This window comes from Leptothrix ochracea (genome assembly GCF_041083635.1).
GTDB classification, from domain to species: Bacteria; Pseudomonadota; Gammaproteobacteria; order Burkholderiales; family Burkholderiaceae_C; genus Sphaerotilus; species Sphaerotilus ochraceus.
The window spans coordinates 18,594-33,376 of sequence record NZ_JBFPHB010000014.1 but is presented as its reverse complement, the minus strand read 5'-3'; the positions used below and the strand labels follow the sequence as shown (position 1 = coordinate 33,376).

At 57.4% G+C, this 14,783-nt stretch carries 18 protein-coding genes; 17 read left to right on the top strand and 1 reads right to left on the bottom strand.

What is annotated here, in order from left to right:
* Positions 1–4: 4 nt before the first annotated feature.
* Positions 5–1,144: a tRNA guanosine(34) transglycosylase Tgt gene (gene tgt, locus AB3X39_RS06310; protein ID WP_369416511.1), complete on the bottom strand. Its 1,140-nt coding sequence runs from the start codon at positions 1,142–1,144 to the stop codon at positions 5–7.
* 127 nt (positions 1,145–1,271) lie between these two features.
* Between tgt and AB3X39_RS06305 the strand changes: the two genes are divergently transcribed.
* From AB3X39_RS06305 to AB3X39_RS06225, 17 genes are all read left to right on the top strand, one after another.
* On the top strand, positions 1,272–2,432 hold the full coding sequence (locus AB3X39_RS06305) for a GNAT family N-acetyltransferase (RefSeq protein ID WP_369416510.1): 1,161 nt from the start codon (positions 1,272–1,274) through the stop codon (positions 2,430–2,432).
* On the top strand, positions 2,420–3,079 hold the full coding sequence (locus tag AB3X39_RS06300; RefSeq protein ID WP_369416509.1) for a LuxR C-terminal-related transcriptional regulator: 660 nt from the start codon (positions 2,420–2,422) through the stop codon (positions 3,077–3,079). Before AB3X39_RS06305 ends, AB3X39_RS06300 begins: the two co-directional genes overlap by 13 nt.
* Before the next feature lie 86 nt (positions 3,080–3,165).
* Positions 3,166–5,211 (top strand): S8 family peptidase, encoded by a 2,046-nt coding sequence (locus AB3X39_RS06295; protein ID WP_369416508.1) that lies wholly within the window; start codon positions 3,166–3,168, stop codon positions 5,209–5,211.
* Between the two features lie 69 nt (positions 5,212–5,280).
* Complete coding sequence (hisB, locus tag AB3X39_RS06290) at positions 5,281–5,874, top strand: imidazoleglycerol-phosphate dehydratase HisB (RefSeq protein ID WP_369416507.1); 594 nt, start codon at positions 5,281–5,283, stop codon at positions 5,872–5,874.
* Position 5,875: 1 nt separating this feature from the next.
* A complete protein-coding gene (hisH, locus tag AB3X39_RS06285) occupies positions 5,876–6,571 on the top strand; it encodes an imidazole glycerol phosphate synthase subunit HisH (RefSeq protein ID WP_369416506.1) in 696 nt (231 codons plus the stop codon).
* A gap of 49 nt (positions 6,572–6,620) precedes the next feature.
* Positions 6,621–7,367, top strand: a complete 747-nt coding sequence (hisA, locus tag AB3X39_RS06280) for a 1-(5-phosphoribosyl)-5-[(5-phosphoribosylamino)methylideneamino]imidazole-4-carboxamide isomerase (protein WP_369416505.1) — start codon at positions 6,621–6,623, stop codon at positions 7,365–7,367.
* Between the two features lie 2 nt (positions 7,368–7,369).
* Complete coding sequence (locus AB3X39_RS06275) at positions 7,370–7,801, top strand: nucleotidyltransferase substrate binding protein (RefSeq protein WP_369416576.1); 432 nt, start codon at positions 7,370–7,372, stop codon at positions 7,799–7,801.
* Positions 7,802–7,838: 37 nt separating this feature from the next.
* The gene (hisF, locus tag AB3X39_RS06270; protein ID WP_369416504.1) at positions 7,839–8,618 is read left to right on the top strand and encodes an imidazole glycerol phosphate synthase subunit HisF; all 780 of its coding nucleotides are present in this window, start codon (positions 7,839–7,841) and stop codon (positions 8,616–8,618) included.
* 195 nt (positions 8,619–8,813) lie between these two features.
* Complete coding sequence (locus AB3X39_RS06265) at positions 8,814–9,068, top strand: hypothetical protein (protein WP_369416503.1); 255 nt, start codon at positions 8,814–8,816, stop codon at positions 9,066–9,068.
* 74 nt (positions 9,069–9,142) lie between these two features.
* Positions 9,143–9,733 (top strand): tetratricopeptide repeat protein, encoded by a 591-nt coding sequence (locus AB3X39_RS06260; protein WP_369416502.1) that lies wholly within the window; start codon positions 9,143–9,145, stop codon positions 9,731–9,733.
* Positions 9,734–10,199: 466 nt separating this feature from the next.
* Complete coding sequence (locus tag AB3X39_RS06255; RefSeq protein WP_369416501.1) at positions 10,200–11,201, top strand: NADP-dependent oxidoreductase; 1,002 nt, start codon at positions 10,200–10,202, stop codon at positions 11,199–11,201.
* 146 nt (positions 11,202–11,347) lie between these two features.
* The gene (locus tag AB3X39_RS06250) at positions 11,348–11,917 is read left to right on the top strand and encodes a DUF1697 domain-containing protein (RefSeq protein WP_369416500.1); all 570 of its coding nucleotides are present in this window, start codon (positions 11,348–11,350) and stop codon (positions 11,915–11,917) included.
* A 131-nt stretch (positions 11,918–12,048) separates the two neighbouring features.
* Entirely contained in the window at positions 12,049–12,696 is a 648-nt protein-coding gene (locus AB3X39_RS06245) for a dihydrofolate reductase family protein (protein WP_369416499.1), read from the top strand.
* Between the two features lie 46 nt (positions 12,697–12,742).
* Complete coding sequence (locus AB3X39_RS06240; protein ID WP_369416498.1) at positions 12,743–13,300, top strand: pyridoxamine 5'-phosphate oxidase family protein; 558 nt, start codon at positions 12,743–12,745, stop codon at positions 13,298–13,300.
* Between the two features lie 28 nt (positions 13,301–13,328).
* Entirely contained in the window at positions 13,329–14,081 is a 753-nt protein-coding gene (locus tag AB3X39_RS06235; protein WP_369416497.1) for a L,D-transpeptidase family protein, read from the top strand.
* Between the two features lie 6 nt (positions 14,082–14,087).
* Entirely contained in the window at positions 14,088–14,303 is a 216-nt protein-coding gene (locus AB3X39_RS06230; RefSeq protein WP_369416496.1) for a DUF4287 domain-containing protein, read from the top strand.
* A 33-nt stretch (positions 14,304–14,336) separates the two neighbouring features.
* The gene (locus AB3X39_RS06225; protein WP_369416495.1) at positions 14,337–14,774 is read left to right on the top strand and encodes a PaaI family thioesterase; all 438 of its coding nucleotides are present in this window, start codon (positions 14,337–14,339) and stop codon (positions 14,772–14,774) included.
* Positions 14,775–14,783 lie beyond the last annotated feature (9 nt).

The following is a 14,783-nucleotide window of genomic DNA, read 5'->3' as shown; positions in this document are numbered from 1 at the left end:
GACTTCAAATCCCGCGCGCCCGATCCGCCTTGAACTGAGCCCTGAAGGCGGCGAACTGCCCCCCATCGAGCGCGTTGCGCACTTCTTGCATCAGGTTCAGGTAGTAATGCAAGTTATGGATGCTGGTCAGCATCGGGCCCAGCATTTCGTTGCAGCGGTCGAGATGGTGCAGGTAAGCGCGTGAGAAGTTTTGGCAGGTGTGGCAGGTGCAGGTTTCGTCGATGGGGCGCTGATCGCTTTTGTGGCGGGCATTGCGCAGTTTCAGATCGCCAAAACGGGTGAACAGATGGCCGTTGCGGGCGTTGCGCGTGGGCATGACGCAATCGAACATGTCCACGCCAGCGGCCACGCCATCGACCAGATCTTCCGGTGTGCCCACGCCCATCAAATAACGCGGCTTGTGGGCCGGCAACAGGTGGGGCGTGTGGTTCATGATGCGTAGCATCTCGTCTTTGGGCTCTCCCACCGAGACCCCACCCACGGCGTAGCCGGGCAAATCCAAGTCCACCAAGGCGTTGAGCGACTCTTCGCGCAAGCTCTCGAACATGCCGCCTTGGACGATGCCAAAAAGGGCGTTCGGGTTGGCAAGGCGCTCGAACTCGGTCTTGGAGCGCTTGGCCCAGCGCAGGGAGAGTTCCATCGACACCCGCGCTTCTTTTTCGCTGGTGATATGGCCGCTGCCTTTGCCGCCTTGCCAGTAAGGCGTGCATTCGTCGAACTGCATGACGATGTCGCTGTTCAGCACGGTTTGGATCTGCACGCTGACTTCGGGCGTGAGAAAGAGCTTGTCGCCGTTGACGGGTGAAGCGAACTTGACACCTTCTTCGCTGATCTTGCGCATTTCGCCCAAGCTCCAGACCTGAAAACCGCCCGAATCGGTCAGGATCGGTTTGGACCAGTGCTCAAACTTGTGCAGGCCGCCGAACTGCGCCATCACATCAAGACCCGGACGCATCCAGAGGTGAAAAGTGTTGCCCAGAATGATCTGGGCCCCCATCTCTTCGAGCGAGCGTGGCATCACCCCTTTGACGGTGCCGTAGGTGCCCACGGGCATGAAGATCGGCGTCTCGATGACACCATGGTTAAGAGTCAGGCGGCCGCGCCGGGCGTGGCCTTCGGTAGCGAGGAGGTCGAATTGCAGCATGGGGTGGATTGTCTCAGGCTGCAACAACTTGGTCTTGTGTGATGCATGAACGGCTGAAGCGTTGTATCGATGCTGATTCATCTCTGACTAAGGCACTTCGACATGGGGCTGCCTTAGTCTGGGTCGCATGAAAGCGTCTGACCTATCGACCCATATCATCCAAACCCAAGCTGGGATGGCTGCTTTGCGTGTTGAATGGCAAGCAGCCGCAGCCGCAGCGGTGCCGTCAAGCCTGTTTTTGACGTGGGACTACCTCCATCTGGTCTGGGCCCATACACGGCAATCGCGTGATGAACCCTATTTGATCGTGGTGCGTCGTGCCGGTCGCTTGGTGGGTTTGCTGCCCTTGGTGCGCTCACATCGTTCTCGTCATGGGGCTTCCGTGCGGTTTTTGCGTCACATGGCGGCTTGGGATGGCGGGCGGGCGGGAGTGCTGGCGCTGATTCCTCCAGAGCGCATTTGGGCGGCAGTATTTGAGGCTTTACGCCGTGACCGGCATGGTTGGCAAGTGATGGACTTGCGTGGTATGGATGAATCCGATGGGCTGCTGGGGCATCTGCACAAGGTGGCGCGTGGTTTTCGCTGTGAAGTGATGCCAGACGGAGCTTCGGGTCATCTGCGGTTGCACGGATCGTGGGATGCGTATCTTGCGTCGCGGCCTAAAAGTGTGCGTCAGGCTTTTTTGCGACGTCAACGGGCTCTGGAGCGAGATCATCCGCAAGCGATGGTTGAAGTGGCTGATTCGCCAGTCGCCATTGCGGCGGCCTTTGAGCGCTTCTTGGCTTTAGAGCAGCGTAGCCGTAAGCACGAAGCCGGAGCATCTCTTGCCCGTAGTCGGCGGCGCGTTGCTTTTTACCGTGCCGCTTTGCCGTTGTTGGCAGCTCAGCACAAGGCCTCCGTTTGGCTGTATCACGATCCTCAGACCCAAACCGACATGGCCGGTTTGATTCGGCTGTCTTATCGGGGGGTGCTGTATGAGCGGGATTCGGCCTTCGACGAAGCCTATGCGCGCTATGCCCCCGGTACAGCCCTTTGTGCTGAGGCTGTTCGGCGTAGTTTGGAGACGGGTCGGTGGCGCGAATCAAGCGTGCCAACGCGTTCGATGCCTTTTGACGAGCGTCCGACGGTCTCGGGTTGGTATGACCAACGCCGCTATACCTGCCGGTTGATGGTTCGCAATAGCCCCAGAGCCTTGCCATGGTTTTCATGGGGGATTCATGGTTTTTGGCGTTCTTGGCGTCAGGACCCCGTGATGATCGGGGTTAGCATGCCGGCATGGAAATTTTGATGGTCGATGACCATGTGCTTTTTAGAGATGGTTTGGCGCTGATGATGACGCAGTGTTTCCCGCACGTGGTGTTGCGGGAGGCCGCCAGTCTGAGCAGCGCCATCAAGCAACTGCGTCGTCCCCCTGCGGTGGAAATGGTCCTGCTTGACCTTGGTTTGAGCGATAGCTCTGGGCTCGACAGCATTGACCGACTGCGCAAAATCGCACCCGATGTGACATTGATTGTGCTTTCCGGTGACGACCGACCGGAGACGGTGGTGGCCTCGATTGAGCGCGGTGCTGCCGGGTTCATCCCCAAGACGGCGCGCTCTGGCGTGATTGAAACCGGTTTGCGCACGGTGATCGAAGGAGGGGTGTACATCCCCCGCGCTGCTGTGCAGTTGGTGCGTGGCGTCGCTCCCGGGGAAGGCAAGGGCTGGGCGGAAGTGGGTTTGTCACAACGCCAGATCGAGGTGCTTTACGGCTTGTCAGCCGGGGACGCCACCAAAACGATCGCCAGACACATGAATGTGGCTGAATCGACCATCAAAACCCACTTGGTGGGGATTTATCGCAAGTTGGGGGTGACTTCGCGTACAGAGGCCGTCTTGGCCGCTGCTCGATACGGGTTGCTCGACAACCTCTTGAGTACCCAACGGCACCCCTAAGACACCAGAAGCAGACGATGACTCTCGGCTAGGACACAATGGTCCTCTTCCCTTGTGTCTGCGCTCGGTTGGAGCGAACCGCACCCATGTTGCGCACTACGATATTTTCCAAGTCTGCCGCCCTGCGCTTGTTGAGCGCAGCCGTGTTTGGATGCTTGATGACCCAAACGCCCGTGGCTCAGAGCGGTGTCGCTGCTGAGCGTGGGCGGGTGATCGTGCACATGCAAAGCCCAAGCGCTCATGGACGTCTAACGACGTTGGCCACGACCTCTGGGTCGGGGGCGGCGGTGGCGGTGCAGCACGCCCAAGCCCTGGGTGTGCGGTTGGGGCTGGCGTTGAAGGATGGTCGCACCTTGGGTCCAGACACCCAAGTGATCTTTGCCCAAGGGCTGAGCAGCGAAGCCTTGGCGCAGCGTTTGCGGACAGACCCTGCGGTGGCGTGGGCGGCCCCTGATCAGCGCCGATTCCTCGCCGTAGCTCCCAATGATTCGCTCTACGGCCCCGGTCAGCCAAGCCCCGTGACCCCCACTGTGGGTCAGTGGTACTTGCGAGCACCCACAAGCGCTGAACCTGCGGGCATCGATGTTGAGACCGCTTGGGACATGGCCTTGCCGCTCTTATCGAGTCGCCCCGCCGTGGTGGTGGCGGTGCTTGACTCTGGGGTGCGGCTGGATCATCCCGACTTCAGTGGCAAGCTTTTGTCGGGCTACGACTTTGTCGATCAAGACTACGGCCCCACAGGGAACCCGCTGGGAACTTTCATCACCGCTGGGGATAACGACGGCTGGGATGCCGATCCTTCGGACCCCGGTGACTGGGTCACCTCGGCAGACAGTTTGGGCTCGGGGGTCTTGTCGGGTTGCCCGGTCAGTGACAGCAGCTGGCACGGTACGCAAACCACCGGCATCGTTGGCGCTGCCACCAACAACGGCATCGGCATGGCCAGCGTGGGCTCCAGCCTTCAGGTGTTGCCGGTCCGAGTGATGGGCAAGTGCGGCGGCTGGGACAGCGACATCATCGCGGGCATGCGTTGGGCTGCGGGTTTGTCGGTCCCCGGCGTACCCCAAAACACCCATCCCGCACGGGTTCTCAATCTGAGCTTGGGCTCGGCAGGGGCTTGCGCAGCGTCTTATCAAGCGGTGGCGGCTGAACTCAATGCCTTGGGGGTGATGATTGTTGCCTCTGCGGGTAACGACAGTCTGGCTGTCAATGCACCGGCCAATTGTCCGGGTGTTTTGGCTGTGGGTGCGTTGCGCCAAATGGGGTCGAAAGCGGGTTATTCCAGTCTTGGGCCCGAGGTGGTGGTGAGTGCCCCGGGGGGCAATTGCGTCAATGCGACCGGCACCTGCCTCTATCCGATTTTGTCCACCACGAATGGGGGCAAACAGACGCCCGGACTCAACGGCTACAGCGACGGTGACCTTGCACCTGCTTTGGGGACCAGCTTTTCTGCGCCGCAAGTCGCCGGCACCGTGGGGTTGATGTTGAGTGTCAATCCGGCTTTGGATAGCGCGCAAGTGGCGCAAATCTTGGGCCAAAGTGCCCGCACTTTTCCCGCCAGTGGTGACCCCACGATCGTGGCCTGTACGGCACCGGGAACGCTGGCGGGCCAAGAACAGAATGAGTGCTACTGCACCATCAGCACCTGTGGGGGTGGGATGCTGGACGCCGGTGCGGCAGTTCAAAACGCCATGGTGATGATCTCTCACCAGCCCTTGGCCCGGATCGGGTTGCTGCCCTCTCCCTTGTTGGTGGGGCAAAGCGTGGTGTTGAATGGCACCACGTCCATCGCTCCGGTCGGGGCCACCATCACGTCGTATCGATGGCAGATCACCGATGGGCAAAACCGGGTGCAGTGGCTGACTGCCCAAGCTACAACCACCGCGACGCCCACCCTGAAAATCCTCTCGGCGGGGGCTTTCAGCATCAGTTTGACCGTGACCGATTCGACCGGTGCCACCCACACGGCCACCCGCAGTGGTGATGCGCAGTTGACCGTGGTGACGGGGGTGTTGGATCGCACACGGCCCACCGTTCGTACGGGGATGGCCTTGGATGGCCTCGATCTGCTGGCGCTGATGGGGGTGTTGCTGTTCTTTGGGATTCGCCGCTGGCGTCAGTCCGCATCTTGAACGCGTAATATCGCGCCCCTGAAACTTGTTCTGCCTTTTCCAAAGGCTGTGTCCCCGTCGGAGTCCGTCATGAAAGACCGTGTAGCTGAGATCCAGCGTTACACCAAGGAAACCCAGATCCGTGTCCGCGTCAACCTTGACGGCACCGGCCAAGCCAACCTGAAAACCGGCATCGGTTTCTTGGATCACATGCTCGATCAGATTGCCCGCCATGGCCTGATCGATCTTGACGTTGAAGCCACGGGTGATTTGCACATCGACGGCCATCACACGGTCGAAGACGTCGGCATCACGCTGGGCATGGCGGTGGCCAAGGCGGTGGGCGACAAGAAGGGCATTTCGCGCTACGGCCACAGCTATGTGCCGCTCGACGAAGCCTTGTCGCGGGTGGTGATCGACCTCTCGGGTCGGCCCGGCTTGGCGATGGATGTCAAATTCACCTCCGGCATGATCGGCGCGCTCGATACCCAGTTGGTGTTTGAGTTCTTCCAAGGTTTTGTGAACCACGCTTTGGTGAGCTTGCACGTCGATAACCTCAAAGGCCACAACGCGCATCACCAGTGCGAAACGATCTTCAAGGCCTTTGGGCGCGCCCTGCGCATGGCCCTGACGCCCGATCCGCGCGCCATCGGCGTGATTCCTTCGACCAAGGGAGTGCTCTGAGATGGCTGTACAGACGACAGCACCGACGGCACCACGGACCGTGGCGGTGGTCGATTACGGCATGGGCAATCTACGCTCGGTGTCGCAAGCGGTGATGCATGTGGCGCAGGGCTCGGGCCTGACGGTGGTGGTGACTTCGCGTCCTGAAGACGTGCGCGCCGCCGAGCGCGTCGTGTTGCCGGGGCAGGGCGCCATGCGCGACTGCATGCGTGAGTTGCACGATTCCGGCCTCAAAGAGGCGGTGCTCGAAGCGGCGGTGAACAAGCCCTTGATGGGCGTCTGTGTGGGCATGCAAATGCTGCTCGACCACTCTGAAGAGCAAGACACCCCCGGCTTGGGCCTGATCCCCGGCCAAGTGCGGCGCTTCCGTCTGGAAGGTCAGCATCAGCCCGATGGCAGCCGCTTCAAGGTGCCGCAAATGGGTTGGAACCAAGTGCGGCAGATGGCACACGCCCATCACGGTGGCCGGGTGCATCCGGTCTGGGCCGGGGTGCCGGACGATGCTTGGTTTTACTTCGTCCACAGCTATCACGCCTGCCCGACAAACCCCGCGCACAGCGCTGGCGAAACCGACTACGGGCTGCGATTCAGCTCAGCTGTGGCGCGAGACAACCTGTTTGCCACCCAGTTTCACCCCGAGAAAAGTGCCGAGCACGGCTTGATGCTGTATCGCAACTTCTTGGCTTGGCGGCCCTGATTGAGCCCTGAAACTCGTTTTTCTCTCTAACTTTTAACTGCTTTTTGCCATGCTCCTGATTCCGGCAATCGACCTCAAAGACGGCCAGTGTGTGCGTCTCAAGCAAGGCGACATGAATGTTTCCACCACCTTTGGCGCGGACCCCGTTGCGGTGGCGCGTCGCTGGCTGGACGCGGGCGGCCGCCGCTTGCATCTGGTGGACTTGAACGGCGCTTTTGCCGGCAAGCCCGTCAACGAGCCCGCAATCAAAGGCATCTTGGCCGAGGTGGGCCGCGATATTCCCGTGCAACTGGGCGGCGGTATCCGTGACTTGGCCACCATCGAGCGCTACCTCAACATGGGCCTGCATTACGTGATCATCGGCACCGCTGCGGTCAAGGACCCAGCGTTTTTGCGTGCCGCTTGTGCCGCCTTCCCCGGCCACATCATCGTGGGCCTAGACGCCAAGGACGGCAAAGTCGCCACCGATGGCTGGAGCAAGCTCACCGACCATGACGTGGTCGATATGGGCCGCGCCTTTGAAGATGACGGCGTCGAAAGCATCATCTACACCGACATCGGCCGCGACGGCATGCTCACCGGCATCAACGTGGACGCCACCGTCAAGCTCGCCCAAGCCGTGCGCATCCCCGTGATCGCCTCCGGCGGCCTGTCCAACCTCGCCGACATCGAAGCCTTGTGCGCCGTCGAGAAAGAAGGCGTCGAAGGCGTGATCTGCGGTCGCGCCATCTACACCGGCGACCTCGACTTCGCCGCCGGCCAAAAGCGCGCCGACGCGCTCAACGGCCGGGCTTGAACGTGTCTGCCGGGCCGCAAGACATCCGCTGGCACCAGCGCCTAGACAACTATGGTCGGGCGTTGGCGCAGTTGCAGTCCGCTGTCGCCCTGAGTCAGGCCCGTGCGCTTAGCGAGCTGGAACAGCAAGGCCTGATCCAAGCCTTTGAGTTCACCCACGAGCTGGCTTGGAACGTGATGAAGGACTACTTTGTTTATCAAGGGCAGACCCAAATCACCGGCTCCCGCGACGCCACCCGGGCAGCTTTTGCGGTTCAGTTGATTGAAGACGGTGAAGGCTGGATGGAAATGATCGCCAGCCGGAATCAGGCTTCGTTGTCTTATGACCGTGCGGTCACCCAGACCCTGTTTATTCAAATCAAGCAGGCGTATGAGGCGCTTCTTGCCGCCTTTGCTCTCAAGATGGAAGCGCTGCACGGTAGCCGTGTCTTGTGACCGCCGCTCGCTTCATCTCAGTTGCTGAAAGTTCCCCATGCTTGCCAAACGCATCATTCCTTGCCTCGATGTCACCGGGGGTCGGGTTGTCAAAGGTGTCAATTTCGTCGAGCTGCGCGATGCCGGGGATCCGGTGGAGATTGCGGCGCGGTACAACGACCAAGGGGCTGACGAGCTGACCTTTTTGGACATCACAGCCACCAGCGATGGCCGTGATGTGATCCTGCACATCATTGAGGCGGTCGCTTCCCAAGTGTTCATCCCGCTCACCGTCGGTGGCGGGGTGCGGGTGGTGGAGGACGTGCGTCGGCTGCTCAACGCTGGGGCGGACAAGGTCAGCTTCAACTCGGCGGCGGTGGCCAATCCGCAGGTGATTCGTGATGCGAGCGAGAAATACGGCGCGCAGTGCATTGTGGTCGCCATCGACGCCAAACGCCGCGTCGGCGAAGACCTTGCCACCAAAGGGCCGGGCTGGGATGTCTACACCCACGGCGGGCGCAAGAACATGCACATCGACGCCGTGGCTTGGGCGCGCCAGATGGCCGAATACGGCGCAGGCGAGATTCTGCTGACCAGCATGGACCGCGACGGCACCCGCATCGGCTTCGATTTAGAGCTGACCCGCGCCGTGGCCGACGCTGTCCCCGTGCCCGTCATCGCCTCCGGCGGTGTCGGCAACCTCGACCACTTGGCCGACGGTGTCCAGCAAGGCGGTGCCGACGCCGTCCTTGCCGCCAGCATCTTCCACTACGGCCAACACACCGTCGCCGAAGCCAAAGCCCTCATGGCCGCCCGAGGCATCCCGGTTCGCCGCTAAGCCAACCCGCCTCAAACATTGAGGCAATCTATCCGCCCCCGGAAAATCTCTTTCGCAACCCCGCAGAGAGCTCTTTTCCGTGCGCTTTTCATGGTTTACGATGCCACCTCAGGGAGCATCACCAGCGCAATAGACCGCATCGTGCGGGTCGGCGGGTGATGTTGGAGTTGGGGCACAACAGCATAGGAGATCAATATGGCAACGCACGATCCAAAACCAACAGGTGAATTAGTCCTTGTTGACTATTTCTATGAAACATCTAGCGCTCACTATGACAAGAGCAGGAAAGTAAAGTTATATGTTGATGAAGATGGAGGAGTCATTCTTGACGAGTTTGAAGATGAATGTGATCAATTTAGTGGCCCCCGCACAGAATACTCTAGAAAATGGAAAATCAAGCGAGATGATTTAATAGCCATAATTAAGAGTGGGGCAAATCAAATAAAATAATGTCAGTAAATGCCTCGTGTTTTTAAGGCCTCATCTAATAAATCCAGACTTGCAATTATATAAGGTGAATAAATATGGAAATTGTAATTGGCATTATTATTCTGGCAATAATAATCTTCGTAGTTGGTGGTATTGACAATGATCGCCCCGTATCAAAATGGTCAGATGAAAAACTCGCCCGCATGCGTGATAAATTACAAAGAGCAGCAAGTTTGAATTTCGATGCAGGCAACATGAACGCGTACAAGAAGCATGCTGACAAAAAGAAAGAAGTTGATGATGAAGTTGTAAAGAGAGAGCGTGCGTATCATAAAAAGCAAGCGAGTGAATTCAAGAGCCATTCAATTCTTCCTGAAGATATGGTTGTCATAGATAAGGCAATGCAGGCCGCAAATTCTGGAGATGCAGAGGCACAAGCGTTGGTTGGTACTGCTTACCTGTCCGGCGCTAATGGTTTGCCGCAAGATTTAACGAAAGCCGGAAAATATCTTTTGATGGCGGCAGCTCAAGGAAATGCGTATTCATCGTTTGTTGTTGCAGGTTTGTATATTGAAGGCATGGGGTTGCCTCAAGACAGAGACAAAGCCAGAGCATGGGCGTTTAAAGCTAAGAATTTAGGCTACCCAGATGCAGATGCCATGATAAAGGCGATAGATGCAAAATAATAGGTTTAGCCTTCTATAAGGACTTCCCCATCCATCAACTTGAGTTAACCCTCAAGACGAATTCAATTCATTGATCAAATCCCACAGAGAACAGACTGCACATCAATCAACGGTCTTGTTGCACCTTTCTTCGGCGCGGATCCAGATTCGAACCGCTCAGCAGGACGCCATTCGCACGTCATCGACGGCGTGAACCTGAATGAGGCGGTTGGCCAGATCGACCCCAACTTGTGTAATCTCGCTCACGGTCTTTTCCTGTTCGATTTCAGATGGACTCTCGCGCCTTCATCTTGGCACTCGATGCCGTTCTTCGAATGGGAGAAGTCCTTTCGAATTCGCTTGAGCCGATGTCCCTCGGCAAGGCTCGGTCTGCGGCTCAGCTTCAACATTCGGCGACGGAAGGCGCCGCTGCGAATCTGGTCCAACGAGGAAAGCGATACTTCCCGAAAATTTCCAAGGAAATCCAATGAAGGCTGCGGTGCTCAGGCGCTATGGTGACAACAGAATGATCGATGTGGCAGATGTTTCACTGCCGCCGGTCTCCGATACAGAGTTACTGGTTGAGGTTCGCTCTGCCAGCGTGAATCCGCTGGACGTCAAAACACGCGATGGCAAAGTACGGATCCTGTTGAAGTACCACCTCCCGCTCGTGTTGGGCAACGACCTTGCGGGTGTCGTACGTCAAGTGGGAAAACAAGTCCGGCGTTTCAAGGTTGGCGACGAAATCTATGCACGCCTCGACAAAAGCCGGATCGGATCTTTTGCCGAGTTCGTTGCAGTTCGAGAAAGTGATGCAGCTCTTCGGCCCAAGAACACGACGTTTGAGGAGGCAGCGTCGCTGCCCTTGGTCGCTTTGACCGCATGGCAGGCGCTTGTCGAAATTGGCAAGCTCCAAGCGGGTCAGCGGGTTCTTGTTCACGCTGGTAGCGGGGGCGTGGGAACTGTGGCAATTCAGATCGCTCGCCACCTTGGGGCTGAAGTGTTCACTACGGTTGGACACCGCAACTTCGACTTGGCCAAGAGGCTCGGGGCCGACACTCTCATTGACTATCGAACCGAGCGCTTTGAAGACGTCGCGAAGAACTGCGATGTGGTACTGGATAGCGCCGGCGGCGACACGCTCGTGCGCTCATTCCAGTGTGTGAAGCCTGGAGGCGTCGTCGTCAGTATTGGAGACACACCGTCTGCTGCCTTTGCCAAGCAGTGGGGGCTCAACTCGCTTTTGGTCTTCATCATCGGATGGATGTCGAGAAAGGTCTCGGCTGCGGCACGAGCAAGCAAGGCACGCTATGAATATCTCTTCATGCGACCTGACGGTGACCAATTGGAACGGATCGCAGGGCTGGTGGAACGTGGAATCATCAAACCGCAGATCGACAAAGTGTTCGCACTTGAACAAGTGAGAGAGGCACTTTCGTACTCGGAATCAGGGCGGGCAACTGGCAAGGTTGTCGTCAAAGTTTCTTAACCCATAGCCTGTGAGGCGTCATCGGGCGACCTACGAAAGGAGTTCGCAATGACCCTGTGATCGTCGTCATCGGTCCCGGGTCGATCTGGCGCCTACGGGGTGTCAGCGTGCTCAAAATGAATATGCTGTTTAACGAATAAGGTGAGGTGCCGCAAGTGCCAAAGTTTGTCGCCCTGTTGCGCGGAATCAATGTTGGCAAGGCCAAGCGAATCCCTATGGCTGAGTTGCGTGCCTTGCTGAATGAACTTGGATACACAGGTGTTTCCACACTGCTCAATAGCGGCAATGCCGTGTTCTGCGCGCCCAACGGAGCCGCAGCCAAGCATGCATCGGATATCTCGGCTGCAATCGCACGCAAACTTCAGATGGAGGTTCCCGTCGTCGTCAAGTCCGCGAAGGAACTGACCGCCATCGTGTCTGAGAACGCACTGGCCAAGCATGCGCCAGAACATTCGCGTCTCTTGGTGGCGTTCGTTCAAGGCGCCCAAGCGCTGCCAGAGCTTGCGGCGGTCGAGCGTTTAGCTGTGCCGCCAGAGGAATTCCTTCTCGGCAGTGGCGCGGCCTACCTTCACTGCGTAAGCGGCATACTCGAAAGTAAGGCGGGCGAGGCTCTGCTCGGCAAAGCCGGCAAATCAGTCACCACGAGAAACTGGGCAACCGTCCTTAAGTTGCAGGCGTTGATCAGTGAACCAAGTATCAGCAGAGCCGAAGGTTAGATCGATATCGAATGCGGAGAAGGCATGCCCATCGCGCAGAGTCTTTTGCCGCTTTCTCTCTACCGCTTCGAGCCGCCTTGCCTAGGCATGGCGTTCATCGATAGGCGTCACTCACACATCAGAGAGTCAGCATGTCCAAGCTTCGCGTAGAGAGTTTCACCCTATCGCTCGACGGTTTTGGTGCTGGCCCGGACCAAGATATCAATCATCCCTTGGGCGTGGGTGGTACTTCGCTTCATGGTTGGGCGATTCCCACTCGGACCTTTCAGCAAAAGCTGTTTGGCAGCGATGGTGGGGAAACGGGTATCGACGATGAGTTTGCCGCGCGCGGTTTCCAGAACATCGGCGCATGGATCCTTGGCCGGAATATGTTCGGGCCGGTTCGTGGACCTTGGCCGGACGAGAGCTGGCGGGGTTGGTGGGGCGAGAACCCGGTGTATCACGTCCCCGTCTTCGTGCTCACGAACCACCCACGCCCACCGCTTGTGATGGACGGCGGAACGACCTTTTACTTCGTGACGGAGGGTGCTGCCGTCGCTCTTGAGCGCGCCCGGCGAGCCGCCGCAGGCAAAGATGTTCGCGTGGGTGGCGGGGTCCATGTCATCCAACAATATCTTCGCCAACGCCTGATCGATGAGATGCACATCGCCATATCGCCCGTCCTGCTCGGCTCCGGTGAGCGCCTCTTCGAAGGTGTGAATCTTCCGGCCTTGGGCTATGCCTGCATCAAGCACGCAGCCACGGCACGGGCTACGCATTGTGTGGTGTCTCGGCGGTGATGCCCAAAACGAATAAAGTTAGACATATCTATTTTCAAGGAATTTCATGGGCAAGCAATACGAAGCACTCTCTGAACGATGGATTGAATTCATCGCAGAACAGAAGATTTTTTTCGTTGGTACGGCAACGACTGATAGTCGTGTTAATGTTTCACCCAAAGGAATGGACTCCTTTCGAGTCCTAAACAATAACCGGGTTATCTGGCTTAACGTCACGGGTAGCGGAAACGAGTCATCGGCTCACGTTCAGCGAGACCCACGCATGACCATCATGTTTTGCTCATTCGAAGGACCCCCTCTTATTCTTCGACTTTACGGCGCAGCAAGAGTCATCCACAAGAACGATCATGACTGGGAAGAGCTTTTTGCCCATTTTAATCCGTTGCCAGGCGCACGCCAAATTTTTGATCTTTCAATCAATCTAGTGCAAACATCTTGCGGGATGGCCACACCTTATTATGCCTATACAGGCGATAGGGATCTGCTTTCAGACTGGGCAAGGAGAAAAGGCGATGATGGCCTGAAGCAATATTGGGAAGAAAAAAACCAATCAAGTATCGACAACATTCCAACTCACATTGTTGAGAATAATGTTAGATCGTGATCGTCAAGCGCCACGATTTAAATAATCCATGCGCACGGCGTTTGTCTTGGTGGCTCTGGCGGCTGTCATCGGTGGCTTGAGTACAGCTGTCAAATACACCGATCACGGTGAGGCGTTGGCGGGTTATCTGTTGGCGAAAGCTCGGGGTGGCTATTCGCTTGAAGAACGGCTCTCTTCATGGCGTGCCAAGCTTCATGAACCCATGCGGCAAGAATTCGCAGCTGCTCATCTTTTGTTTCCGCCCGAAGAAATCAGCCTTTTGGCCTTCAAAGATCGGCGTGTGATCGAGGTTTACGGCCGATCTCAGCCTTCCTCAGCGTGGCAGTTCATCAAGTCTGTTCCTGTGTTGGGCCTGAGTGGTCAACTGGGACCGAAACTCCACGCGGGCGATCTCCAAGTGCCGGAAGGGTTTTATCGCGCCGAGTTTCTCAACCCCAACGGCCGTTTCCATGTCTCGATTCGGTTGAATTACCCGAACTCCTTTGATCGGCAGCAGGCTCAGATCGAAGGCAGAACCAACCTCGGTGGCGACATCATGATCCATGGTACGGCTTCCTCTGTGGGCTGTCTTGCCGTCGGCAACCGTTCAGCCGAGGAACTTTTTTATTTGGCGGGCCTTGTGTCCAAAGAAAAACTGCGCATCATCATCATCAGCCCCACCGATTTCCGCTCAGCATCCATGCCGACAAGACAGCCCGGTCAGCCAGATTGGCTTCCAGCGCTTTACGGCAAGCTTCAGCTTGAGTTATCAGCGTATCCTACACATCCAACTCTTCGTTGATCGATCATGACTACAGATGAAAAAACCAAAGGTCCGGCCTCGTATTTTCCATCCATCGAGAAAAAATATGGTCAGCCTATTGATTATTGGCTAGAACTGGTTGGTTCTAGAACAAGCATGAAACATATGGAAATCGTGTCTTGGCTTAAATCAGAGCATGGTCTGGGTCATGGTCATGCCAATGCAATTGTTGCCTATGTATTTGCTACCCAAAGCAAATAAACGACCAAGGTGGATGAAGCGAGATAAGTATCTATGAATCCCATCGAAGAACGCATTGCCAGCAGTTTTGCGGCTCAAGGGTTGATGACGACCTTGGGTGCGAGGCTTGTTCAGGCCACGGCTGGGGAGGTGCAGATTGAATTGCCGTTCAGCAAGCATTTGTCGCAACAGCATGGCTACACGCATGCCGGGGCGATCACGAGTGTGGTGGACAGTGCGTGTGGTTATGCGGCCCTGACCGTGGCACCACCGGACCATGAGGTGGTCACGGTCGAGTTCAAAGTCAATTTCATGCGTCCGGCCCTTGGGGAACGGTTTTTGGCCATCGGCAAGGTTGAATCCGCTGGACGGCAACTTTGCGTTTGTTCTGGGCGGGTGGTGGCGTTCAACGGCACAGCGCAAAAAGTGATTGCCCTCATGCAGGCCACGATCATCAACGTCAGAACCGACGGCCCACCGAAAAAGCCCTGAACCGCGCCG